This window comes from Hyunsoonleella pacifica, assembly GCF_004310335.1.
Taxonomy (GTDB): Bacteria; Bacteroidota; Bacteroidia; order Flavobacteriales; family Flavobacteriaceae; genus Jejuia; species Jejuia pacifica.
This window is the reverse complement of the sequence record NZ_SIRS01000002.1, coordinates 427,112-451,421: the sequence shown is the minus strand read 5'-3', so window position 1 is coordinate 451,421 and position 24,310 is coordinate 427,112. Positions and strand designations below refer to the sequence as shown.

The 24,310-nt window shown below is 31.6% G+C and carries 19 protein-coding genes; 10 read left to right on the top strand and 9 right to left on the bottom strand.

What is annotated here, in order from left to right:
• Positions 1-13 precede the first annotated feature (13 nt).
• The 6 genes from EYD46_RS05395 to EYD46_RS05370 all read right to left on the bottom strand — a co-directional run bounded on the left by EYD46_RS05395 (position 14) and on the right by EYD46_RS05370 (position 6,554).
• Entirely contained in the window at positions 14-1,063 is a 1,050-nt protein-coding gene (locus tag EYD46_RS05395; protein WP_130936041.1) for a glycosyltransferase family 9 protein, read from the bottom strand.
• Positions 1,063-2,445, bottom strand: a complete 1,383-nt coding sequence (locus tag EYD46_RS05390; RefSeq protein WP_130936040.1) for an NAD(P)(+) transhydrogenase (Re/Si-specific) subunit beta — start codon at positions 2,443-2,445, stop codon at positions 1,063-1,065. Before EYD46_RS05390 ends, EYD46_RS05395 begins: the two co-directional genes overlap by 1 nt.
• Entirely contained in the window at positions 2,445-2,753 is a 309-nt protein-coding gene (locus tag EYD46_RS05385; RefSeq protein ID WP_130936039.1) for an NAD(P) transhydrogenase subunit alpha, read from the bottom strand. The genes EYD46_RS05390 and EYD46_RS05385 overlap by 1 nt, the downstream gene beginning before the upstream one ends.
• 5 nt (positions 2,754-2,758) lie before the next feature.
• Positions 2,759-3,859, bottom strand: coding sequence for a Re/Si-specific NAD(P)(+) transhydrogenase subunit alpha (locus EYD46_RS05380; RefSeq protein WP_130936038.1), 1,101 nt, complete (start codon positions 3,857-3,859; stop codon positions 2,759-2,761).
• 285 nt (positions 3,860-4,144) lie between these two features.
• Positions 4,145-4,987, bottom strand: coding sequence for a DMT family transporter (locus tag EYD46_RS05375; RefSeq protein ID WP_262708419.1), 843 nt, complete (start codon positions 4,985-4,987; stop codon positions 4,145-4,147).
• 13 nt (positions 4,988-5,000) lie between these two features.
• Positions 5,001-6,554, bottom strand: a complete 1,554-nt coding sequence (locus EYD46_RS05370) for a DEAD/DEAH box helicase (protein ID WP_174719890.1) — start codon at positions 6,552-6,554, stop codon at positions 5,001-5,003.
• A 219-nt stretch (positions 6,555-6,773) separates the two neighbouring features.
• Between EYD46_RS05370 and EYD46_RS05365 the strand changes: the two genes are divergently transcribed.
• Together EYD46_RS05365 and mgrA are read left to right on the top strand one after the other, a co-directional pair.
• Positions 6,774-9,080, top strand: coding sequence for a S9 family peptidase (locus EYD46_RS05365; protein WP_130936036.1), 2,307 nt, complete (start codon positions 6,774-6,776; stop codon positions 9,078-9,080).
• Between the two features lie 96 nt (positions 9,081-9,176).
• Positions 9,177-10,190, top strand: a complete 1,014-nt coding sequence (mgrA, locus tag EYD46_RS05360) for an L-glyceraldehyde 3-phosphate reductase (protein ID WP_308807859.1) — start codon at positions 9,177-9,179, stop codon at positions 10,188-10,190.
• A gap of 1 nt (position 10,191) precedes the next feature.
• On the opposite strand, the gene EYD46_RS05355 is transcribed toward mgrA, so the two are convergent.
• On the bottom strand, positions 10,192-10,866 hold the full coding sequence (locus tag EYD46_RS05355) for a hypothetical protein (protein ID WP_130936035.1): 675 nt from the start codon (positions 10,864-10,866) through the stop codon (positions 10,192-10,194).
• A gap of 843 nt (positions 10,867-11,709) precedes the next feature.
• Between EYD46_RS05355 and EYD46_RS05350 the strand changes: the two genes are divergently transcribed.
• Positions 11,710-12,270, top strand: coding sequence for an ExbD/TolR family protein (locus tag EYD46_RS05350; RefSeq protein WP_130936034.1), 561 nt, complete (start codon positions 11,710-11,712; stop codon positions 12,268-12,270).
• On the opposite strand, the gene EYD46_RS05345 is transcribed toward EYD46_RS05350, so the two are convergent.
• Positions 12,267-14,270, bottom strand: a complete 2,004-nt coding sequence (locus EYD46_RS05345; RefSeq protein ID WP_130936033.1) for an alpha-ketoacid dehydrogenase subunit alpha/beta — start codon at positions 14,268-14,270, stop codon at positions 12,267-12,269. The two genes, EYD46_RS05350 and EYD46_RS05345, sit on opposite strands and share 4 nt — an antisense overlap.
• Positions 14,271-14,390: 120 nt before the next feature.
• On the opposite strand from EYD46_RS05345, the gene EYD46_RS05340 reads away from it, so the two are divergent.
• From EYD46_RS05340 to EYD46_RS05315, 6 genes are all read left to right on the top strand, one after another.
• Positions 14,391-15,341: an isopenicillin N synthase family dioxygenase gene (locus tag EYD46_RS05340; protein WP_130936032.1), complete on the top strand. Its 951-nt coding sequence runs from the start codon at positions 14,391-14,393 to the stop codon at positions 15,339-15,341.
• An 87-nt stretch (positions 15,342-15,428) separates the two neighbouring features.
• Positions 15,429-15,758 (top strand): translation initiation factor, encoded by a 330-nt coding sequence (locus EYD46_RS05335; RefSeq protein WP_130936031.1) that lies wholly within the window; start codon positions 15,429-15,431, stop codon positions 15,756-15,758.
• A 3-nt stretch (positions 15,759-15,761) separates the two neighbouring features.
• A complete protein-coding gene (locus tag EYD46_RS05330; protein ID WP_130936030.1) occupies positions 15,762-16,706 on the top strand; it encodes a DUF1835 domain-containing protein in 945 nt (314 codons plus the stop codon).
• Positions 16,696-17,559, top strand: a complete 864-nt coding sequence (locus EYD46_RS05325; protein ID WP_130936029.1) for a nucleoside phosphorylase — start codon at positions 16,696-16,698, stop codon at positions 17,557-17,559. Before EYD46_RS05330 ends, EYD46_RS05325 begins: the two co-directional genes overlap by 11 nt.
• The gene (locus EYD46_RS05320) at positions 17,560-18,414 is read left to right on the top strand and encodes a substrate-binding domain-containing protein (protein ID WP_130936028.1); all 855 of its coding nucleotides are present in this window, start codon (positions 17,560-17,562) and stop codon (positions 18,412-18,414) included.
• Positions 18,415-18,502: 88 nt separating this feature from the next.
• Positions 18,503-19,879, top strand: coding sequence for a TlpA family protein disulfide reductase (locus tag EYD46_RS05315; protein ID WP_130936027.1), 1,377 nt, complete (start codon positions 18,503-18,505; stop codon positions 19,877-19,879).
• Between the two features lie 59 nt (positions 19,880-19,938).
• On the opposite strand, the gene EYD46_RS05310 is transcribed toward EYD46_RS05315, so the two are convergent.
• Complete coding sequence (locus tag EYD46_RS05310; RefSeq protein WP_130936026.1) at positions 19,939-21,495, bottom strand: NAD(P)H-hydrate dehydratase; 1,557 nt, start codon at positions 21,493-21,495, stop codon at positions 19,939-19,941.
• Between the two features lie 342 nt (positions 21,496-21,837).
• Between EYD46_RS05310 and thrA the strand changes: the two genes are divergently transcribed.
• On the top strand, positions 21,838-24,282 hold the full coding sequence (gene thrA, locus EYD46_RS05305; protein WP_130936025.1) for a bifunctional aspartate kinase/homoserine dehydrogenase I: 2,445 nt from the start codon (positions 21,838-21,840) through the stop codon (positions 24,280-24,282).
• Positions 24,283-24,310: the final 28 nt, after the last annotated feature.

The window sequence follows — 24,310 nt, the reverse complement described above, 5'->3', positions numbered from 1 at the left end:
GGGTCTACAATGTTTACTTAAGAATATTTTTAATAGCTTGAATACACTCTTGTTGGGATTTTACTTTTGTGTGAAGTGCTAAACTACCATTTCCGTATGGCCCATAAATGGATTGATTATCTCTTGAAAACAAGCCTACTGTTGGCGTTAATGCAGCACTTGCCAAATGCATTACTCCATTATCAGCAGCAATAAAAACAGAAGTGTTAGCAATAATGCCTCCCATTTCTCGAACATCTTTACTGTAAAAATGAGGCGCCTTGAAATTTATCTTTGAAATATTTTCAATTGGCAACATCTCTATGATATTGTATTGTTCAGCAAAATTTTCTTTTAATTTTAAATAAAATGATTCCCACCATTGTTCTGAATAACATTTATCTGCTGTAGCATTAGTATAAATACAAATTGTAGGATTTTCATTTTTATTCAAATTATCTAATATTTGCTTACCAGTACTTAGTTCTGCATTAGATAACTTCAAATTCAAAACAGGAAGTGTAGTATTATTTTCTGGGAAGTTTAGTTTAGATAAATAACGTCTCAAGTTATAAATTGGGTATTTAGAAATATGCAGATAATCATCATATTGTCTTTGAATATCTTCATGTACATCCCCAAAAACCTTGAGTGGTGCTTTTGCTAAATTGGTTAGTAATCTTCCTGAAGAAGAGTCTTTATCACCATTAATTACCAAATCATATTTTTTTCTTTTGATAGAGATCCAGCACATGGCATATTTAAACAGATTACTAAATGGCTTTCTTGGTAGTTGGTAAATTTTATTGATTGAATTATAATTTTCAAAAATAGCAAAGGCTACGCCTCCTTTTGCAAATAAATCAATTGCACAATCAGGAAACGTTTTTTCTACTTCTTGCACCAAAGGCGTGGTTAGTAATTGATTACCCAAACGATGATTTGGCCTAATAATCAATACCTTTTTAATTTCAATATTTTTTATATCATGAGAAGAAGGTTCTGAATAAGAACTACCAACGCTTTTGGTAATTGCAGTCATTACCTTTCGACGTTTTTGATTTATCCAACTTTTAAAACTCATTACATGTTTTTAAGTTCGCCTACTAATTCTGTTAGAGCAGCTTTAGCATCTCCAAATAGCATAGATGTTTTAGAATTAAAAAACAGTTCATTTTGAATACCTGCATAACCAGCATTCATACTTCTCTTGTTAACCACAATGTGTTTTGCGTTTTCTACATCTAATATTGGCATACCATAAATTGGACTTGATGGATCGTTATGAGCAGCTGGATTAACCACATCATTTGCGCCTACCACTAAAACAACATCAGCATTTGAAAATTGAGGATTAATATCCTCCATTTCAATCAACAAATTATAGTCTACGTTAGATTCTGCAAGTAATACATTCATATGCCCAGGCATTCTACCCGCAACTGGATGAACTGCATATTTTACATTAACGCCTTTATCTGTTAAAATTTCCTCTAATTCATGAATAACATGTTGTGCTTGCGCCACAGCTAATCCATATCCAGGAACTATAATCACGTTTGTAGCATAATTCATCATAATAGCAGCATCACTGGCAGTAGTCTTTTTGATGGTTCCTTGAGTTTTATTGCCACCTTCTATAGCATCATTACCTGCACCAAAAGCACCAAATATAACAGAGGCAAGTGTTCTGTTCATCGCTTTACACATTGCTACAGTTAAAATTATACCCGCAGAGCCTACTAAAATACCACCAACAAGCATTACCATATTATCATACAGGATTCCTGTTATAGCTGCTGCAATACCTGTAAGAGAGTTTAATAACGAAATTACAACTGGCATATCTGCCCCACCAATTGGCAAAACAAACAAAATACCATAAACTAATCCTCCTGCTAAAACACCATAAGTAAATAACGAATTGTAGCTACCAGTAACAATCATAAATATTGCTAAACCAACAATAGCCAAAAAGAAAAGATTGTTAACGATGTTATACTGAGGAATTTTTACAACACTTTTTAAAGAACCGTTAAGCTTTCCCCAAGCCACTAAACTTCCTGAAAATGTTATGGCACCAATAATTATACCTGAAACAATAGTAATAGCTTGCAACGAATCTTCTACACTTTTACTAAGTTCTACCAAACCAATAAGAGCTGCACTTGCGCCTCCAAAACCATTAAACAAAGACACCAATTCTGGCATTTTTGTCATTTCAACTTTTATGGCTATTAAATAACCAATTATAGAACCTAACACAATAGCAACACCAATAAGAATATAAATAATTGGTGCTACATTCAAATCATGAATACATATAGTTCCCAAAATAGCTAACCCCATTCCCGATGCTGCAATGATATTACCGCTTTTTGCTGTATCTGGATGCCCAAGACGCTTTAAACCTACAACGAATGTTACCGTTGCTATTAAATAAATTACACTTAATATAACACTCATTACTTTTTCTTTTTAAACATTTGTAACATTCTGTTGGTTACTGCAAAACCACCAACTACATTTATTATACCGAGTAAAACCGCTATAAAGCCTAATGTTAAGGCTAAATAGTTATCAGGATTAGAATGTAACATTACTAATATAGCTCCAACTATTACTACACCACTCAAAGCATTTGCTCCAGACATTAAAGGTGTATGTAATACTGCAGGAATACTTTTTATAACTTCAATACCAACAAATATGGCTAAAATAAGGATGTAGACAATTTGTAAGTTATCTTTAATAAATTGAATAAATTCGTTCATGATTATTATTTATTTCGGATGGTTCCGTCTTTTACAATTAAAGTATCATTAGTTATTTCTTCTTCTAAATCCCACTTAAATTTTGCGTCTTCAGTTAAATGCACAAGGAAATTGTAAATGTTTTTTGCATATAGCTCACTAGCATTTGTAGAGACACTTTCTGGCGCAATGGTAGTACCTATAATTTTTACCCCATTTACTATTACTTTTTCATTTAATTTACTCAGTTCGCAATTGCCGCCTTGTGCAGCCGCTAAATCAATAATAACAGCTCCATTTTTCATTTGTTCTACTTGCTCCTTAGTAATTAAAACTGGTGCTTTTCTACCAGGAATATTAGCTGTGGTAATTACTAAATCTGCTTGAAATAAAGATTTGTTTACTGCATCTTTTTGCTTCTTTACATAATCTTCAGATGCCTCTTTAGCATAACCGCCTTCAGAGGTTTCCCCTTCATTATCTACAGAAATAAATTTTGCTCCCAAGGACTCTGCTTGTTCTTTAGTTTCAGTTCTAATATCAGTAGCCTCAACAACCGCTCCTAATCGCTTTGCTGTAGCTATGGCTTGTAAACCCGCAACACCAACACCAAATATTAAAACTTTTGATGGCGTTATGGTTCCTGCAGCTGTCATCATCAAAGGAAAAATTTTAGTCATCTCATAAGCCCCTAAAATAACTGACTTATAGCCTGCTAAATTATTCTGAGAACTTAATACATCCATATCTTGCGCTCGCGAAATCCTTGGTATTGCATCCATAGAAAATGCTGTAGCGCCTTTACTGGCTATAGCTTCTATTAATTCTGGATTTGATTTGTGATATAATTGACTTATCAATATTTGGCCTTTATCAATCAATTTTAAGTCTTCTTCATCAAAAGGGTTAATCTTAATAAGTAAATCTGCTTCTTTGAATACAACGCCGCGTTTTTCTACTGAAGCTCCTAAGTCAATATAATCAGCATCTTGATAGGAAGAGTTTACACCTGCTTGTTCTTCAATTAAAACTTTAAAGCCTTTATCAATGAGTTGTTTTGAAATATTAGGCGATAATGAAACCCTATTTTCTCCGTTTTGGGTTTCTTTTAGAATACCAATTTTCATGTTGGTGGTTAGTTTGTTTATAGTTTTTATAATCCGTTGAACAAATTGAAACAATACAGTTGTCCAATAAACTTCAAACTGATTTTCATTTGTTTTAACAAAAAATTAAGAGACAAATATAGCCAAAAGGTAGTGGTATACATCTTGAAAAAAAACTTTTACGAATAGTTTAGCATTACCCTTTTTTCATTGAAAAGCTTTTAACGATAATTAAGAAACAACTTATTTTAAATATTTTTAAAGCTAAATATAAAATACGGCAAGAAAGAGATTAATATGTGAAATTTATCTAGGCTTTTGCTTGTAAGTAACATTCAATACAAGCCCAGTTATTATTAAAGTAATTCCAAATAAACTCAAAAATGAATATACTTCACTAAAAAGAGTAACACCAAATAACAATGTAAAAATAACCTCTAAATATTTAAAGGGCGCTATTTGATTTGTTTTAGCAATTTGAAAAGCTTTCGTCATATATACTTGCCCAAAATACCCAAAACACCCTAAACCAAATACTAATAGCCACTCTTTACCTTCAGGCATAATCCATTTATTAATTGATAAAACACCTCCAACAATAGTAGCAATTATCATAAAATAGTTAACCACAACCACTGGATGTTCGCTCTTCCCTATTTTTCTAATAACTATATATACTAGTCCACTAAAAACTGCAGAGATAAAAATTAATAGTAAACCATAAATACTAAGTGAAGTATCAAATCCTTTTAAAACAATTACTCCCGAGAATGCAATAGTAAAAAACAACCATTGCACAAGTTTCATTTTTTCTTTTAATAATACTACTGCAAAAATTCCAGCAAATATTGGTGCCATATAACGTAAGGAGACTGCTGTACCAATAGGTAAATATTTTGTAGACATAAAAAACAAAGTCATCGAAGTTACACCTACAACTCCTCTTAAAATCAACAAACTGTGTTTTTTCCCCAGTATTGGAATGTTATTTTTAATAAGAAAAGTAAGTGTAAAAAGCAGACAACTAAAAGACCTAAAAAACACAATTTGAAAAGCATTCATATGGACTAAATGCTTAACAATAGCATTCATGCACGCAAAGGACAACGTGCTTATAATCATGAATGTTATCGCTTTTTTAAGCTCCAAATACAGTAACTAATTATTCTTTAGGCGCATAACCATGAACTTCTTCGAATACTTCATCAAAATTTGCTCTTAGATAAGAATTTAATTTTTTACGGTAATCGCCTCGAAGCCATTCCACAAAATTATGTGTACTTTTACTAATACACTTAGTGTAACGCTTTATTCTAAAGTCAATATCATCTCCTAATTTTTTTGCTAAAGCAATAGCATCATAAACATCTTCGCTATTTTCAATACATATTTTAGCATGTTGCGCTATAGAGCGTTCTAAAACTACTTTAGTAGATTCTCCACTTCTTACTGCATCTACATAAGTTTTCTGAACATCAAAATGCACATCTTCAGAGTTTTTAAATTCTTCACGTAAATCATCAGGCATTTCATATCTAAAATTACTTTCTAATTCTTCATCACTTAATAAAGCATCTAAATAGTAATTAGGAGATTTAAAAATACGTTGCCAATCTAAATTATCTCCCCAAGGTCCAAATCTGTGAAAATTGTTTCCTAAATCAATAACTTGAAATGTATCTTTATTCTCTAAAACACGAGAACCACGACCAATCATTTGATAGTATAGTGTTAACGATTTAGTTGCTCTATTTAAAATAATACTCTCAACAGTAGGTTCATCAAAGCCAGTAGTTAAAATACTTACAGATGTTAAAATAGCATTAGGAGTATTTTTAAACCACTTTAAAATCATGGCCCGCTCTTTCTTTGTATTTGTATTGTCTAAATGTGCTACAGGATAACCTGCTCTTCTAAACGTATCATAAACATGCAAAGATGTATTTATACCATTATTGAAAATTAGTGTTTTTTTACCTTTAGATCGTTCTTCGTAAGCGCGTAATAACTTAGTAAGCATGTTATCATCGGTATACAAATCTTCAGAAGATTTCACTGTATAATCTCCGTTAGCTCCAACAACTAAACTTGTTAGACCTACATTGTAACTAAACATCTCTGCCCGAGCCAAAAATCCTCGATTTATTAAAGATTCTATAGACTCTCCAACTATAAGTTCATCATAATTATCAGTCATAGGTAGTTCCATACTAGAACTTAAAGGTGTTGCTGTTACGCCTAAAATAAAAGATTGACTAAAGAATTTAAATAGCTTAGTAAATGAATTGTAGTGCGCCTCATCAATAATTACTAAACCAATATCAGAAATATCTAATTTATCATCATTCAAACGGTTGTTTAGCGTTTCAACCATAGCAACAAAACAACTATAATCTGCTTGATCACTTAAATCTGCCTTACTATCTACAACCTTATTAATAACACCAAATTCTGTAAGCATATTAGACGTTTGCTTACACAATTCTATACGATGCGTCATTACTAAAACCTTTTTCTTCTTTATGTTTAGATATTGACGAACAATTTCAGAGAAAATTACTGTCTTCCCTCCTCCTGTAGGTAATTGATATAATAAGTGATAATCAGATGGCGACTCTTCAAAAGCAGTAAAAATTTTATCTATAGCGCCTTTTTGATAGCTGTATAATTCTTTCCCGGTTTTCCTTTCTAGCAGTTCAGTTTTCGAAATTGACATACGTATAGTTTGGTAAAATGCAAAAGTAACATCTTTATTGGGTTTTTTAAAGTGGTTTTTTCTAAAGTTATTCAACAAATTGTTGATAATAATTTTAGTCTAAAATGTTAAAAAAATAAAAAATACGGTAAAAAGTGTAACAAAATATAGTACTTGTATTCTAATGACGTATCACAAAGAATTATATTGGTTAATTATTAAAAAAACTTATCATTACAAATGAAAACTTCTATTTTAAAATTAGGTAGTGTTCTTTTTTTATTTTTGGGTATGACTACACAAGTTAACTCACAAAATATTGAAGGTTCATGGAAAGGGACACTCGCTGTACAAGGTATGGAAATGCCTTTAGTTTTTGATATTAAAAGCGAAGGAGATAATCTCTCTTCTACTATGGATAGTCCATCTCAAGGTGCAACGGGAATCCCCATGGATGTAACAAGCTTTGAGAATAATACACTTACTATTAAATTTAATAAAGCAGGAATTAAATATGTTGCTACACTAAAAGAAAACGTATTAAATGGCACATTTTATCAAGGAGGCATGGAATTACCATTGAACTTAGAAAAAACAGTAAAAACTCTACCTGGGAATACAGACTTACCGACATCTGATGATGACTTGAAAAAATTAGCAAACTGGAACCCTACTAATTACAAATATTCTGTGGCAGATTATTTTGCTAGACCTAAAGCAAGATCCTTTCAGTTTTCTCCTAACGGGATGTATTTATCCTACAGAGAAAAAGATGAAAATGCAAAGAATCATGTGTATGTAAAAAACACACAAACTGACGATATAACTAAAGTTATTGAGGAAAAAGAAGAGCTAATAAGAGGCTATGGGTGGGCTAATGATGGCAGATTAATTTATGTAATGGATAAAGGCGGAAATGAAGATTACCACTTATTTGCTGTAGATATTGATGGTTCTAACCAAAAAGAATTAACTCCTTTTGATGGTGTTAAGGTAAATATACTAAATGGTTTAAAAGAAGATAAAAACCATATGATTATTTCTATGAATAAAAATAATGCTCAGATATTTGAACCTTACAAAATTAATATTATAACAGGAGAATTAAAGCAATTATATAAAAATGAAGATGCTACAAATCCTATAACGGGCTATGAGTTTGATAAAGACGGAAACCTTAGAGGGTTTGCCAAACTTCGTGACGGTGTTAATGTAGATTTTTACTATACCCAAGATGGCGAAAATTACGAGGTTTTTAAACAGTTAAGTTGGAAAGACAGCTTTAGTATTTCTAGCTTCAATTACGCAACAGATTATCCACATGATGCTTATGTAGTATCTAATTTAGATAGTGACAAATCTCAGATTTACTTATATGATCTGAAAAATGATAAAGTGATAGAGAAATTATTTTCAAACGAAAATTATGATGTTTCTGGTTTAGGGCTATCAAGAAATAGAGATTATGAGCTAGATTATTTCTCATATGAAGGAGAGAAACAAATTATTGTGCCTGTAAGTAAATATTATAAAAAATTACATAAAAAAATCACTGACAAATTTCCTGGGTACAACTACTCCATAGCAGATAAAACAGATGATGAAAGTAAATATTTAGTTTTTATTCAAAGTGATAAATTATACGGAACGTATTATTCTTATAATGCCAAAAACAAAGAATTTAAATTATTGTACAACTTAATGCCTAATCTAGTTGAAAAAGATATGGCAGAAATGCGACCGATATCGTTTAAAAGTAGAGACGGTAAAACTATACATGGTTATATTACGCTACCTGAAGCTGCTATTAAAGGAGAAAAAGTACCTGTTATAGTTAATGTACATGGTGGCCCACAAGGTATCAGAGATTCTTGGGGATTTAACCCAGAAGCACAATTGTTTGCAAGCAGAGGATATGCTACGCTACAAGTTAATTTTAGAATTTCTGGTGGTTATGGAAGGGAATTTCTTGAATCTGGATTTAAGCAAATTGGTAGAAAAGCAATGGATGATGTTGAGGATGGCTTACAATATATAGTAGATCAAGGTTGGGTAGACAAAGATAACGCTGCTATTTATGGTGGAAGTCATGGTGGATACGCTGTGTTACGAGGTTTAACAAAAACTCCAGATTTATATGCTTGCGGTGTAGATTATGTTGGAGTGTCTAACCTATTTACTTTTATGGATAGTATGCCTGAATATTGGAAACCTTACTTGAAAATTATAAAAGAAATTTGGTACGATGCTGATGTACCAGAAGAGAAAGTTATTATGGAAGAAGTTTCTCCTGTAAATCATATTGATAAAATTAAAAAACCATTATTTGTAGTACAAGGGGCAAACGACCCTAGAGTGAATATCAATGAATCAGATCAAATAGTTTCAGCACTAAGAACAAAAAATGTTGACGTTCCCTATATGGTTAAATATGATGAAGGACATGGGTTTGCAAAAGAAGAAAACAGAATAGAGCTTTATGAAGCAATGATGGGCTTTTATGCAAAACACTTAAAACCTCAAATAAAACAGCCGATTAAAGATTAGTTAGTAAAAAAGCATAATAAAAAAAGTCATTTACATCTGTAAATGACTTTTTTTATTGAAATAGAAATATAGTACATTTAAACAAAAATTATTCGCATGCAAATCAATGACAAATCAAACATCATAGAATATATTGCTTCTTCTGAACGATATGATACAATGACATATAAAAGAACAGGTAATAGTGGTGTAAAACTACCTGCTATTTCCTTAGGTTTATGGCATAATTTTGGTTTTATTGATAACATTCAAAATGCAAGAGAGGTATTACGTTGTGCTTTCGATTTAGGCATTACACATTTTGATTTGGCAAATAATTACGGACCTCCTTATGGTTCTGCCGAAGAAAATTTTGGCACAATTCTTAAGAAAGATTTTAAAGCATACAGAGATGAGATATTCATCGCTTCAAAAGCAGGTTTTGATATGTGGCCTGGGCCTTATGGCAATTGGGGATCGCGTAAATATTTAATGGCTAGTTTAGACCAAAGTTTAAAGCGTATGGGATTAGAGTACGTAGATGTTTTTTATCATCACAGACCAGATCCTGAAACACCGTTAGAAGAAACCATGGGAGCTTTAACTGATATTGTACGCCAAGGCAAGGCATTGTATGTTGCTATTTCTAACTATAAACCTGAGGAAACTCAAAAAGCTGCAGAACTTTTAAAGGCATCAAACACACCGTTTATATTGCATCAGGCACGATATTCTATGCTTGATCGTTGGATTGAAGATGGTCTTTTAAAGACTCTTGAAACCAATGGTGTAGGATGCATAACATTCTCTCCTTTAGCCCAGGGCATGCTTACCGATAGATATTTAAATGGTATTCCTAAAGATTCCAGAGCTGCTAAAAATTTAACATATTTAGATAAAACAACAGTTGAGAGCAACATTAAAAAAATAAAAAGTTTAAATGATATTGCTGAAAGTCGAGGACAAAAACTATCTCAAATGGCAATAGCTTGGATATTGAGACATAAACAAGTAGCTTCAGTTTTGATTGGAGCCAGTTCAGCCAATCAATTGAAAGAAAATGTGAAAGCTTTGGATAATTTGAGTTTTACAGATGAAGAGTTAAAAATGATTGATAATATTACCAAATAAACTATTCTTTAACAATAACAATCGTCACCTTAACACCAGCAGCAAGCGCCCAAACCTTATTTGAAATTCGCTTATCATTCTCGTCCACTATACGATATTCGGCTGTATTGGGGCCAGAAGCTCCGGTATTAATGGCTTGAAAGACAATTTCGTTTAGACCATCTTTTAAATCTAGTTTAAATCCAGTAAAGCCTTGCGTTAAGTAAGCTCTAGGCTCTATTACATCTCCATTTACATAAACACGTAATAAATCCCCATCTATAGCAGAATAATCTCTATACATAACCCTTAAGGATTTTGAAGTGGTTTTATAATCTCCCCAATACGCATCTTCTTTTAAACCTGCATTCTCTCCATGTCCTTCTGGTAATAAGGTTTTTTCTATCTTATTTAGTTTTTTGGTATGTAGTTCTGCTGGGTTACCAAACTCTTCTTGAGGAAACATCGAAAATTCCTTTTTAGGTAATTCCAATTTACCAACTATTTTTGGAGATTTAACTCCACTTAGTTGATCATTTTTTTTAAGCGCTTCAGGAGCTATTTTTTTACTATCAGTGGAATCTTTAGGTGCTTCAATAGCAGGAATAATTGCCCCTGATTTCTTTCTAGAATCTATCTGGGAATTTGCCGTTGTGGCAAAAACAATACAAATTATACAAGTAATTACAAATCTCATATATAGTCAATTAGCTCGATATTATAAAGCTATATGTTTTAGAAATTATACACCAAAGATATTTAATATCTTAAAACATAACTCTATAACTTTATATTTTATAAGTATTTAACAATAACCATACCCAAATAGTCTCCTTTTAACTACTATCCTATCTTAAAACTAGAATAAATATGTTAAAATTTGTTAATTTATTACTTTGTTATACATAGTACTGTAACAAAAATATTTCTGTGTCGTCTATTCAGTATAATCAATTAAAAAACAAAAATTATGAGAACTTTAAACACCAATCAATTAACAGAAACTTTAAGTAATACAAAATCTAATAGATGGAATAGCAAAAGACGCTATAGATAGTAATTACTTTAATTTATCAATTTTATTTATCAATCAAAAAAAATCATTAATCATGAGAACTTTAAACACAAATCAAGTATCTGAAACATTAAACAGAACAAAAACTAACATTTGGAACAGTAAGAGACGTTATAGATCATAAGCGTCTCTGTTTTCTAACCATCATCAATCAAAAAATATGAAAACAACAATCAACATATCAAAACACATTGAAAGACTTACTAAAGAAAACTTAAATTCTAACAAACGAATTTTGAGTTTTCCTTCAGAAGGAATTATTTGGAAACGACTTCACCATCATATGCGTTAATCATATTCTGATTTTTTATGGTATTGTTTTTGTGTCTTAACACAACATTAACTAATACCACAAGAATCTTAAAATGAATGATAAAATTCGTTTCTATTTCCTTTAGATGAAATATAATTCAAATTTAAAAAATCAATCGTCTTAAAACTCTTATGGTATAAAACATAAAAATCATGAGACGAACAAAAGAACACCCAGAAGTAAATGCGGGATCTATGGCAGATATCGCATTTTTGCTATTAATTTTTTTCTTAGTAACTGCAGTAATTCCTAAAGATCAAGGGATTTATAGAAAACTACCTAAAGAATGTAAAGGAGAAGATTGTAATATTCCCATTCCTGAAAGAAACATTTTAAAAATCGCTATCAATTCTAAAAATGAGATAATGATGGATGATAACATTGTTTCAGTCTCCGAAGTTAAGGATATAGCCATGAGTTTTATTGATAATAATGGAGATGGAAGCTGTACATATTGTAAGGGTAATAAAACTGAAACATCATCAGATAATCCTTCTAAAGCAATAATTTCTTTACAATCAGACAGAAATTCAAATTACAACCAGTTTATAGAAGTTCAAGATGAACTAACAAAAGCCTATTTTGAGTTAAGAAAAACGTATTGTGAGACTATTTTAAAACGCCCACTAGATAAGCTAACTAAAGTAGAACTACAACAAGTTAAAGATGCTTACCCATTTATACTTTCTGAGGCAGAAACTGTAACGCATTAATAAGTTAATAATTCTTTTAATACTTTTTCAAATCTTAGCTTAGGTAAGTATTGATCCTCTAGAGTTTTAGCAAAGGGAATTGGTGTTTCTAAACTCGCAACCCTTTTTACTGGTGCATCAAGATATTCAAAACAATTTTCCATAATTTGCGCTAATATATCACTAGCAATTCCTCCAAACAAGGAGTCCTCTTGAAGAATAATAACTTTACCTGTTTTTTTAACTGAGTTGTAAATAGTTTCAGTATCCAGAGGTTGAAGCGTTCTTAAATCTATTATATCTGCTGATAGTTCTGGATATTTTTTCATGGTATCTAATACCCAATGCACTCCTGCACCATAACTAATAATCGTAATTACATCTCCAGTTTTTATCAAGTTTGCTTTACCAAATGGTAATGTGTAATAGTTCGTTGGAACATCTTGCCTAATACTTCTATATAATCCTTTGTGCTCAAAAAACAACACAGGGTTGGGATCATTAATTGCTGTATTTAATAAACCTTTGGCATCATACGGAAATGCTGGATAGACTACTTTTAAACCTGGCGTTTTGGTAAACCAAGCCTCGTTTGTTTGAGAATGAAACGGGCCTGCTCCCACACCTCCTCCACAAGGCATTCTAATGACTACATCAGCATTTTGCCCCCAACGGTAATAGGATTTAGCTAAATAATTAACAATAGGATTAAAACCTGAAGACACAAAATCAGCAAATTGCATTTCCACAATACTTTTCATACCGGCAATAGAGAGTCCCATGGCAGTTTCAACAATGGCAGACTCACATATAGGTGTATTTCTAACACGTACTTTACCATATTTCTCAACAAATCCCTCTGTAATTTTAAATACACCACCATATTCAGCAATATCTTGTCCCATAATAACAAGCTCATTATAGCGATCCATACTTTGGCGAAGCCCATCCGAAATAGCATCAATTAATCGTATTTCTTTTACACTTGAATTCGGAGTAATATGCTTGTAATCAAAACTTTTAAATACATCATTTAATTCTTCAGTTAAGTTTGGTTTTATATCAATCTCATTAAATGCTACCTCTAAATGTTCATTAATCTCATGAAGAATTTTAGTTTTAATTTTTGATACAATAGCATCATTAATAATGCCTTCTTTTTTTAGAAAATCATGGTAATTTTCTATGGGATCTTTCTTAGCCCAAGTATTCATTAATTCCTGAGGTACATACTTTGTACCACTAGCCTCTTCATGTCCTCGCATCCTAAAAGTTTTAAACTCTATCAATACAGGATGTGGCTTTTTGCGAATACGTTCTACTATTTCTTTAACTTTTGTATAAACTTCTAAAATATTATTACCATCAATTATATGAGATGCTATACCATAACCCAATCCCCTATCTGCTAAATTTTCACAATTATATTGTTCTGATGCAGGTGTAGATAAACCATAGCCATTATTTTCAATACAAAATAAAACTGGTAATTGCCATACAGATGCCACATTAAGTGCCTCATGAAAATCACCTTCACTTGTACCTCCTTCTCCTGTAAAAACCGCTGTTACCGTTTTTTCCTCTCTTAGTTTTGATGCTAGAGCAATACCATCAGCAACTCCTAATTGAGGCCCCAAATGTGAAATCATCCCAACAATATTGTATTGCTGAGTGCCAAAATGAAACGAACGATCTCTACCTTTTGTAAACCCTGAAGCTTTACCTTGCCATTGCGCAAATAATCTGTATAACGGAATTTTCCTAGAAGTAAATACTCCTAAATTGCGATGCATAGGTAAAATATATTCATCATTATTAAGCACCATAGTAACTCCTACCGCAATTGCCTCTTGCCCTATACCTGAAAACCACTTGCTAATTTTTCCCTGACGTAAAAGCACAAGCATTTTTTCCTCAATAAGTCTAGGTTTAAGCATATTTTCATACAGCTTTAACAAAACTTCAGTAGTTAAATTTTCAGTACTAAATTTTATCTGAGTGGGCTTTTTTGAGGTTTTCATGAAACAATACTTGTATACTATCAAATATACTGTAATTTCAATTTACGAATAGGAAGTCTGTATATAATTCAAGAGAATGTTTTTGTACATTTGTTCACATCACATTATAGTATATAAGTCATGAATAGTATCCCTAGTGTAGATTTAAGTGATTTTATTTCTGAAAACCCTGATAGAAAACAACATTTTGTAAAATCTATTGGAAAAGCCTATGAAGACATTGGTTTTGTAGCACTAAAAGGTCATTTTTTGAATGATACTTTAGTTAGTAACCTTTACAGTGAAGTAAAACGCTTTTTTGACTTACCTATTGAAACAAAGCAGAAATATGAAATCCCTGAAATTGCAGGGCAACGTGGATACGTATCCTTTGGAAAAGAAAGCGCTAAAGGTAAGAAAGAAGGTGATTTAAAAGAATTTTGGCATTTTGGACAGTATATCTCAGAAGATGAAAAAGAAAAATATGGATATCCAGATAATGTGATTGTTGAAGAATTATCTGAGTTTAATAAGATAGGAAAACAGACGTATCAGATGCTTGAAAAAACAGCAAAATACGTTTTGAGAGCTTTAGCTTTACACCTTGGTTTGGAAGAGACCTATTTTGACAATTATATTAAAAATGGTAATTCTATTTTGCGCCCTATACACTATCCTCCAATAAAAGAAGAACCTAAAGAAGCTGTTCGTGCTGCTGCTCATGGTGATATAAACTTAATTACACTATTAATGGGAGCACAAGGACGGGGCTTACAGGTACAAAGTCATGAAGGAGAATGGCTTGATGCTATTGCTCAACCTGACGAGTTAATGATTAATGTTGGTGATATGTTATCTAGGCATACCAATAACAAACTAAAATCTACAATACATCGTGTAGTAAACCCACCTAAAGAACTTTGGGGAACATCAAGATACTCTATCCCATTTTTCATGCATCCAGTAAGCGAAATGAAGTTAGATGTTTTAGAGAATTGTGTAGACAAAAACAATCCCAAACAGTTTGAAGACATTACTGCTGGTGAGTTTCTAACAGAACGTTTAATTGAATTGGGCCTTATTAAAAAGTAACCAGATCTGGTAGCAATATTCCATCCTAATGTCTTATATCTACCTAACTACCTATTAAACACCAAGTAATACACACCTAATATTATTATGGATTTACAAGACCAACTAAAAAACCTCTTTCCCGATCATAAACCAGAAGAAACAGAGCATAATGCTTTAGAGGATACAAGTATCTGGATGCAGGACGATCCAATAATTTGTAAATACGAAAAACGAAAAGGTAAACCCACAACCATACTGGAGGGCTATACAGGAGCCACTGAAGATTTTAAAGCTTTAGCCAAGGAAATAAAAACTAAGCTTAGCGTTGGAGGAAGTTTTAAAGATGATAAAATCATAATACAAGGTGACTACAGAGATAAAATAATGCAGATATTAAAAGACAAAGGGTTTAACGTTAAACGTGTAGGTGGATAATTTATGAGCAAGCAAATTCTACATATTACAAATGGAGGAAGTTTAACATCCTATCTAAATGAATTACAAATAGAAGGGGAAATTGTTACGTGGCAAGAAATGCTTTGTGAAGGCCCAACACAGGTAACGGTTCATTCCAATGCATTAATTCAAGCTAGGAGAGACTTTCTTGGGGAATTTTATAGTGTAGATTTAGATATGGACAAGGTTAATTTTGCATTAGAACAACTAGATAATGCTAATCAAAGGTATTCAGAAGTAGTACTTTGGTTTGAGTACGATTTGTTTTGTCATATTAATATGTTAGCTGTAATAAACTTACTCAAACAAAAAAAAATAAACTTACCCACGTATTTAGTTTGTAGTGGTAGAGTTTCTGGTAGTAAAGAATTGAAAGGATTACCAGAACTTACTTCAGGTCAACTAATACAGCATTATAAGGATAAAGTTAAATTAACTAATAATGATTTAGATTTAGCAATTACCCTCTGGCAAATATACTGTGGGGTTGATCATAATCTATTTAAACCTTATATTGTAAAATCATCATCTTTCAAATACTTAAGTAACTGTTTAAAAGCACATTTAGAACGTTTTCCTGATGCCGTTACTGGACTCAACATTTTGGAAACTAACACTCTAAGACTTATTGAAAAAAATGATATAAAATCCAAACACCACCTATTAGGCTATACACTTAATTATCAAGGGTTTTATGGTTATGGCGATTTACAATTAAAACGTATTATTGATAATCTAGAACCATTTTACACTATAACAGATAGTAGTATTAAGCTTAATAGAAAAGCGCATGAAACACTACATGGACAATATAATGCCTCAAAAATGTTAAAAGATAAAATGACATTTGGGGGTGTAAAAAAGCTAGATTTTCAATTTAATAAATTAGAAAACAAACTTGTTAAGTCTCCTTTAAATGCAAATTAAAGCTTCAGAACTCATTCTAAATCCAGATGGCAGCATTTATCATCTTAATCTAAAACCTAATGCTATTGCAGATACAATAATATTAGTAGGAGATCAAGATAGAGTTGATTTAATAACAAAGCATTTTGACAGTATAGAGTTTGAAACTCAAAAGCGAGAATTTAAAACCCAAACAGGAACAATTAATAATAAAAGAATCTCAGTAATATCTACAGGTATTGGTACAGATAATATTGATATTGTATTAAATGAATTAGATGCTTTAGTAAATATTAACTTTGAAACAAGAACCGTTAACAAGCAGTTAAACAGTTTAAATATTATTAGAATTGGGACTTCTGGCGCACTGCAACCAGATATCCCTATTGATTCTTTCCTAATAAGTCGATATGCTATAGATTTAAATGGAATGCTTCACTCCTATCAAACAGAAAATATTTCTAATGCAGATATTGAAGCTGCTTTTGTACAACATACCCAATGGAGTGCTACCAAAGCAAAGCCAATAATAATAGAAGGATCAAAAGCACTACTATCAAAATTTGAAAGTGTTGCTACCGTCAAAGGGGTAACAGCTACAGCAAATGGGTTCTATGGTCCACAAGGGCGTGTTTTAAGGTTACCACTACAAGATAGTTTACTTAATAAAAAAATAGACAGCTTTCGTTATAAGAACACTAAAATCACAAATTTAGAAATGGAAACCTCAGGAATTTATGGTTTATCTAAATTACTAGGGCATAACGCTATATCCTTAAACGCCATAATTGCCAATAGAGCTAATGGTACATTTAGTGAAAATCCACTTAAAACCATAGAAAATTTAATTACCTATACATTAGAAAGAATTTAAATGAAAACAGTAAATATTGGCGGTGTACCAGAGCATTTTAACTTAGCTTGGTATTTAACACTCAAAAATGGCGAGTATAAAAATGAAGGTATAAATCTTCGTTGGCACGATTATCACGGCGGTACAGGAGCAATGTGTAAAGGACTTCGCGAAGGAGATATTGATATTGCAGTAATTCTAACTGAAGGCATCATAAAAGATATTATTGCAGGAAACCCAAGTAAAATTGTGCAAACATTTGTTGAAACCCCACTTATTTGGGGTGTTCATGTAGCACATCATTCTAAATATAAAACAATTGAAGATTTAAAAGGCACTAAGGCAGCCATAAGCAGATATGGTTCTGGTTCTCACTTAATGGCATATATAAATGCAGAAAACAACGCATGGAACTTAGAAAAAGACTTAAATTTTGAAGTAATAAAAAATTTAGATGGAGCAGTTGAAGGCCTAACTAATGGCAATGCAGACTATTTTCTTTGGGAAAAGTACACCACAAAACCTTTAGTTGATGATGGAGTTTTTAGAAGGATTGATGATTGTCCATCTCCTTGGCCATGTTTTGTAATTGCTGTAAATGAAAGTTTTATTGAAAAAAATGAAGAGGATTTAAAAACTATATTGAACATTATCAATGCAACCACATCAGAATTTAAAGATATACCAAGTATAGATAGAATGATAGCTAATAGATACAACCAACAAATTGAAGATGTACAAGATTGGTTAACCATAACAGAATGGTCTCAAGAACTAATAGATGAACAAACAATTATAAATGTTCAAAAAGAACTTAAAGCATTAGATATAATTCCAAAAACTGTAAAATATCAAGATTTAATCCATAAACTGTAAAATAGTTAACAACACTTTAAACTATTGTTAATTAAAACCTTATAATAGAACTAAATATATATTTTCGTAAAAAATTTAAAAATCAGACATGAAAAAAATTCTAATCACTCTAATTTTAATTACGTTTTTTGCTTGTAATCAAAAGGAAAACAAACCGGTAGATTATGCTATAATTTCAGGAAAAATAATGAATAGAAAAGGAGTAGTTACCATAAATAGTTTTGATAGAACTTTTAGTGAACCTCTAAATGTTTTAGCAGACGGCACTTTTACCGATACCTTAGACGCAGATAAAAACTCTTATGTGATTTTTGATGGCACGAATCCTATATTTATACATATACAACCCGGGTATAAATTAAATGTAAGTTACGATGTGAAAGATATCGATAATACACTTGTATTTTCTGGAGAAGGAGGATCTGTGAATACTTATTTATTGAAAAAGAATAAAAATGAAAAAAAACTACTTGGAAATCGCTGGGATACATACTCATTAGATGAAACTGAATACAAATCTAAATTTCAGAGTATCAAAAAATCTAGCGATAGCATCCTAGAATCTTTTTCAGGTATACCTGATAGCTTTAAAACCTTAGAAAAAAGAGACCTAAAGTATAATTATTTAGCAAGGTTGAGTGAATATGAAAAGTATCATACTTATGTAACTAAAAAAAATGATTTTAAAGTATCTTCTGATTTTTTAAATGAACTTGAAAACTTAGATTACTTTAATGAAGACGATTACTTTTTCTCAGAGAATTACAAGTTGCTTGTATCTAGTAAAATTAAAAGTGACGCACAGATTTTATCGAAAAAAGACAGCTTAGACCTTGATATAGCTTATTTAAAAACTGTAAGTAATATTGAAAACCAGAATATTAAAAATGACATGCTCTTTACTTTTGCTACAAATAGTATGAGCTTTACAAAAGACATAGAACGTTTTTACAAATTATTCTCTAATTACTCTGATAACGAAAAAAACAATGCTCTTGTTAAAGAAAGGTACATAAAGCTAACTAGTTTATCTAAAGGGAAACCTTCTCCAAAATTTGTTAATTATAGAAATCATAATGGACAAACCACATCTTTAGACGATTTAAAAGGCAAGTACGTTTATGTTGATGTTTGGGCTACATGGTGCGGCCCTTGTATTAGAGAAATCCCATCTTTAAAAGAAGTTGAAACAGATTTTCATAATAAAAATATTGAGTTTGTAAGCGTTTCTATTGACAAGGAAAAAGATTTTTCAAAATGGGAAACCATGATAAACGATAAGGAGCTAGGTGGAATTCAATTATTTGCTGATAACGACTGGAATTCCAAATTTGTAAAAGACTATGAGATTCAAGGTATACCAAGGTTTATACTAATTGACCCAAATGGAAATATAGTTGACGCTAATGCACCGAGACCATCAGATCCAGAGTTAAGAAACGTATTTAAAGGACTTAATATTTGAAAACTCAGATAACATACATAAAAAAAGCCGCAATATGCGGCTTTTTTTATTTCTATTCGTTAGTCATTCTCATCAGGTTCTTGTTGAGTTTGTTGTTGTGGTTCAGGCTGCTTAAATAAATCTATAAAGGCTTCCCCCAAATAATCAATCACATGGCTTGCCATCAAACTTTGATACCCAAAATCTTCTACTGCAATATCAGCAGACCTTCCATGTAAATACACTCCAAAAATTGCAGCAACTGATGGATGATAACCTTGCGCCAATAATCCAGTTATAATACCTGTTAATACATCTCCGCTACCCGCAGTAGATAAACCAGGGTTCCCTGTTGTATTAACAAAAAGCCTCTCATTAAATACAGTTATAGTATTGGCGCCTTTTATAACAATAATCAGTTTATATTTTTTTGCAAAGGCTTTTACCTTTTTAAGCTTTTCAAAATCATCCTTCCAAGCACCAATTAGTCGCTCTAGTTCTTTTGGATGCGGTGTTACAATAGTATTTTCAGGTAATAGCTTTAATAACGCTTTCTTTTTAGCCAACATATTAAGCCCATCTGCATCAATAACTAAGGGTACTTTATTAGATTTTAAAAACCCTTCAAAAGCTGTAATGGTCTTTGTTTCCATTCCCATTCCTATTCCTAGACCAACTACAGTAGGTTCAATTTCAAAATTAATTGAAGATATATTTTCTTCATCAGCATCTGTAATTACCATAGCCTCAGGAAAGGAAGACTGTAAAGGCAAATAACCACATTTGGGTACATAAGCAGATACAAGTCCAGCACCAGCAGATAATGCTGCTCTACTCGTTAAGGTTACAGCTCCTATTTTCCCATAGCTTCCGCCAATAATTAAAGCATGACCAAATTGTCCTTTGTGAGAAAACTTATCTCTAGGAATATAATTTGGCAACACTTCATGCTTACCAATAAGTTGCGCTTCTGTCTCAGTTGTATACAAATATTCTGGATCTAAACCAATATCTAAAATTTCCCATTGCACAGTATATTTAGCTGTTTCAGGCAAAAAGAACACCAACTTGGGTGAGGCAAAACTTAACGTAAAACCTGCATAAACAACAGCTTCAGGATCTTCTACAATCTTGTCAGTATACAATCCAGAAGGAATATCAATAGATAAAGTAAAAGCTTTGGTCGTTTTAAAGTGCTGAAATAATTTTTTTACCCAGTCTGCAACAGGTCTGTTTAAACCAATGCCAAAAACTGCATCAACAATAATATCATCTGGATGTATCTCTGGGAAATCTTCAGTACATTTTAAAAGTGTTGGCCATTTTTTTGTAACGTTTTTTATTCTATCGTAATTAATTAAAAAATCCTTTGAACGCTTATCACTGTAATTAATAACATAGGTATGTACATTGTAACCATGTGTTACCAAATGTCTTGCCAAAACCAAACCATCACCCCCATTATTCCCAATACCACAAAACACATGCACAGGCACTTGTGCACCTTGCATACGCGCATGCATCCAATTAAAAATTTGAGTGCCTGCTCTTTCCATTAATTCAGTTGAAGTAATGTTTTGTCGATCTGCAGTGAGTTTATCCCCTGCATATATTTGTTCTTTAGAAAATATCTTCATAAAATATCAATTATCAATCTTTCAATTCTTTTCGCATTTAGTCGTTTTTTTTAAATGAAAATTTAGCGATGATAAGAATCTTGCAAAAAAATAAGTTTAGTTTTTTTATTAGGCTAAAAGTAATACTTTTGGAATGTTTTATATAACGAAAATGAATCATTTAAGCCAAAATAAATTTATAACTGTGTTTACATTTTCTTCAAACACAACTACTATTTTAGCTACAACTACAAATACAACAACCCTTTGGGGTTATTAGTTATATATTATTCTAGGCTTACGTGTAATTTTTACAATTACATTTTTTTAAATTTTACATTTCAATTTCAATTCATTAGATAAATGAAAGTTTTAAAATTCGGAGGAACTTCTGTAGGTTCTTCAAAAAATATAAATAAAGTCATAAGTATATTACAATCTTATGCACAAGATAGTAAAGTAGTATGTGTGGTTTCTGCTGTTGGTGGTATAACTGATAAACTGTTATTAGCAGGACGACAAGCACAAAGTAAGGACGATAGTTTTAAAGACACATTTAAAACCATTGAAACTATACATTACTCAATTATTAAAGAATTAAATACTGATAATAATACTTCTATTTTAGCATACGCTGAGAAAAAATTAAGCGAATTATATAGTTTATTAGAAGGTATATTTTTGATTAATGAAGTGTCTCCTAAAACTTCTGATAAATTGGTAAGCTTTGGAGAGTTGTTATCCTCTTTTATTATAGCTGAAACCATGAAGAATAGAAATATTTCAGCAAATAGAAAGAATTCTCAAGAATTGGTAATTACAAACTCTAACTTTACTAAAGCTGAGGTTGATTATAAAATTACCAACAATAATATAAAAGACTATTTTGATTCAGCTAAAGAATCAATTACTATTTTACCCGGATTCATAGCCAACTCTACATTTGGAGAACAAACTACATTAGGGCGTGGTGGTTCAGATTTTACTGCTGCTATTATTGCTGCAGCATTACATGTAGAACAACTAGAAATTTGGACAGATGTAAGCGGTATGTTTACAACTAATCCTAAATTAGTAAAACAAGCACAACCTATACAGAGTATTTCATATCAAGAAGCTATGGAGTTGTCACATTTTGGAGCAAAAGTACTCTACCCTCCTACCGTACAACCTGTATTAGATTTAGATATACCTATTCATATTAAAAATACTATGGAGCCTGAGGCCGTTGGTACTATAATTTCCAATAGACCTGAGATTTCAAGCAAGCCTGTTAAAGGTATTAGTAATATTTCTAACATCGCTTTGTTAACCCTTCAAGGAAGTGGCATGGTAGGTATTCCTGGATTTTCTAAACGTTTATTTGAAACACTTTCTAACGAGAAAATCAATGTTATTTTAATCACTCAGTCTTCTTCAGAACATTCTATTTGTATAGGTATAGAAGAAAAAGATGTAGAAATTGCTAAAACTGCCATAGATATAACATTTGAAAACGAAATTGCACTTCATAAAATTGATCCTATTATAGTTGAAACTAACTTATCAATCCTGGCTTTAGTGGGTGATAATATGAAGAACCACCAAGGCATTAGTGGTAAAATGTTTTCATCTTTAGGAAAAAACAATATTAATATTAGGGCTATCGCTCAAGGTGCTTCTGAAAAAAACATTTCAATTGTTATAGAAGAAACTGACGTAAAAAAAGCATTAAATACGTTACATGAAGCCTTTTTTGAAAGTATAACAAAACAATTAAATGTATTTATTACTGGGGTTGGTAATGTTGGAGAACGCTTAGTAGAACAAATAAAACAGCAGAAAAAATATCTTAAAGAAAACCTTAAAATCAATCTTCGTGTTGTAGGATTATCAAATTCTAGAAAGATGATATTTGATGCTTCTGGTTTAAATCTTAAAACTTGGAAAGATGACTTAAGTAATGGGGAAACTGCTTCTTTAGAAGGATTTTTCCAAAATGCAAAAGCATTGAATTTACGTAATAGTATTTTTGTAGATGTCACTGCCAATGCAGATGTAGCAAATCTCTACAAAAAATACCTGAAAGAAAGTATTGCAGTTGTAGCTTGTAATAAAATTGCTTGCTCAAGCGATTTTGAAAAATATCAAGAATTAAAAGAGCTATCTCTAAAATATAATGCACCATTTTTGTTTGAAACCAATGTTGGTGCAGGTTTACCAATTATAGATACATTAAATAACTTAGTGGCTTCAGGTGATAAAGTTACCTCAATACAAGCTGTACTTTCTGGAAGTTTAAACTTTGTATTTAATAACTTTAGCGATACTACAAAATTTTATGATGTAGTAAAACAAGCTGGTGCTGAAGGTTATACTGAACCTGATCCAAGAATAGATTTAAGTGGTGTTGATGTAGCTCGTAAGATTTTAATTCTAGCCAGAGAAAGTGGCGTAACACTAAACCTAGAAGATATTAAGAATACTTCTTTCTTATCACCATCAGGATTGGAAAGTGGTTCTGTAGAGGAGTTTTATAAAACGTTAATTGCTGATGAAGCACATTACCAAAGTTTATACGCTTCTGCTAAAGCAAATAATTGTCAGCTAAAATACGTTGCGAAATTCGATAATGGTAAAGCTAGTGTAAGCTTACAAGAAGTTCCTGTTGGACACCCATTTTACAACTTAGAAGGAAGTGATAATATTGTAATGTTCTACACAGAACGTTATTCGCAACAACCTATGATTATTAAAGGTGCTGGTGCTGGTGCAGATGTTACAGCGTCAGGATTATTTGCTGATATTATAAGATTAGGTAATAATTAAAACAAATGGAATTACACAAAGAAAGTGA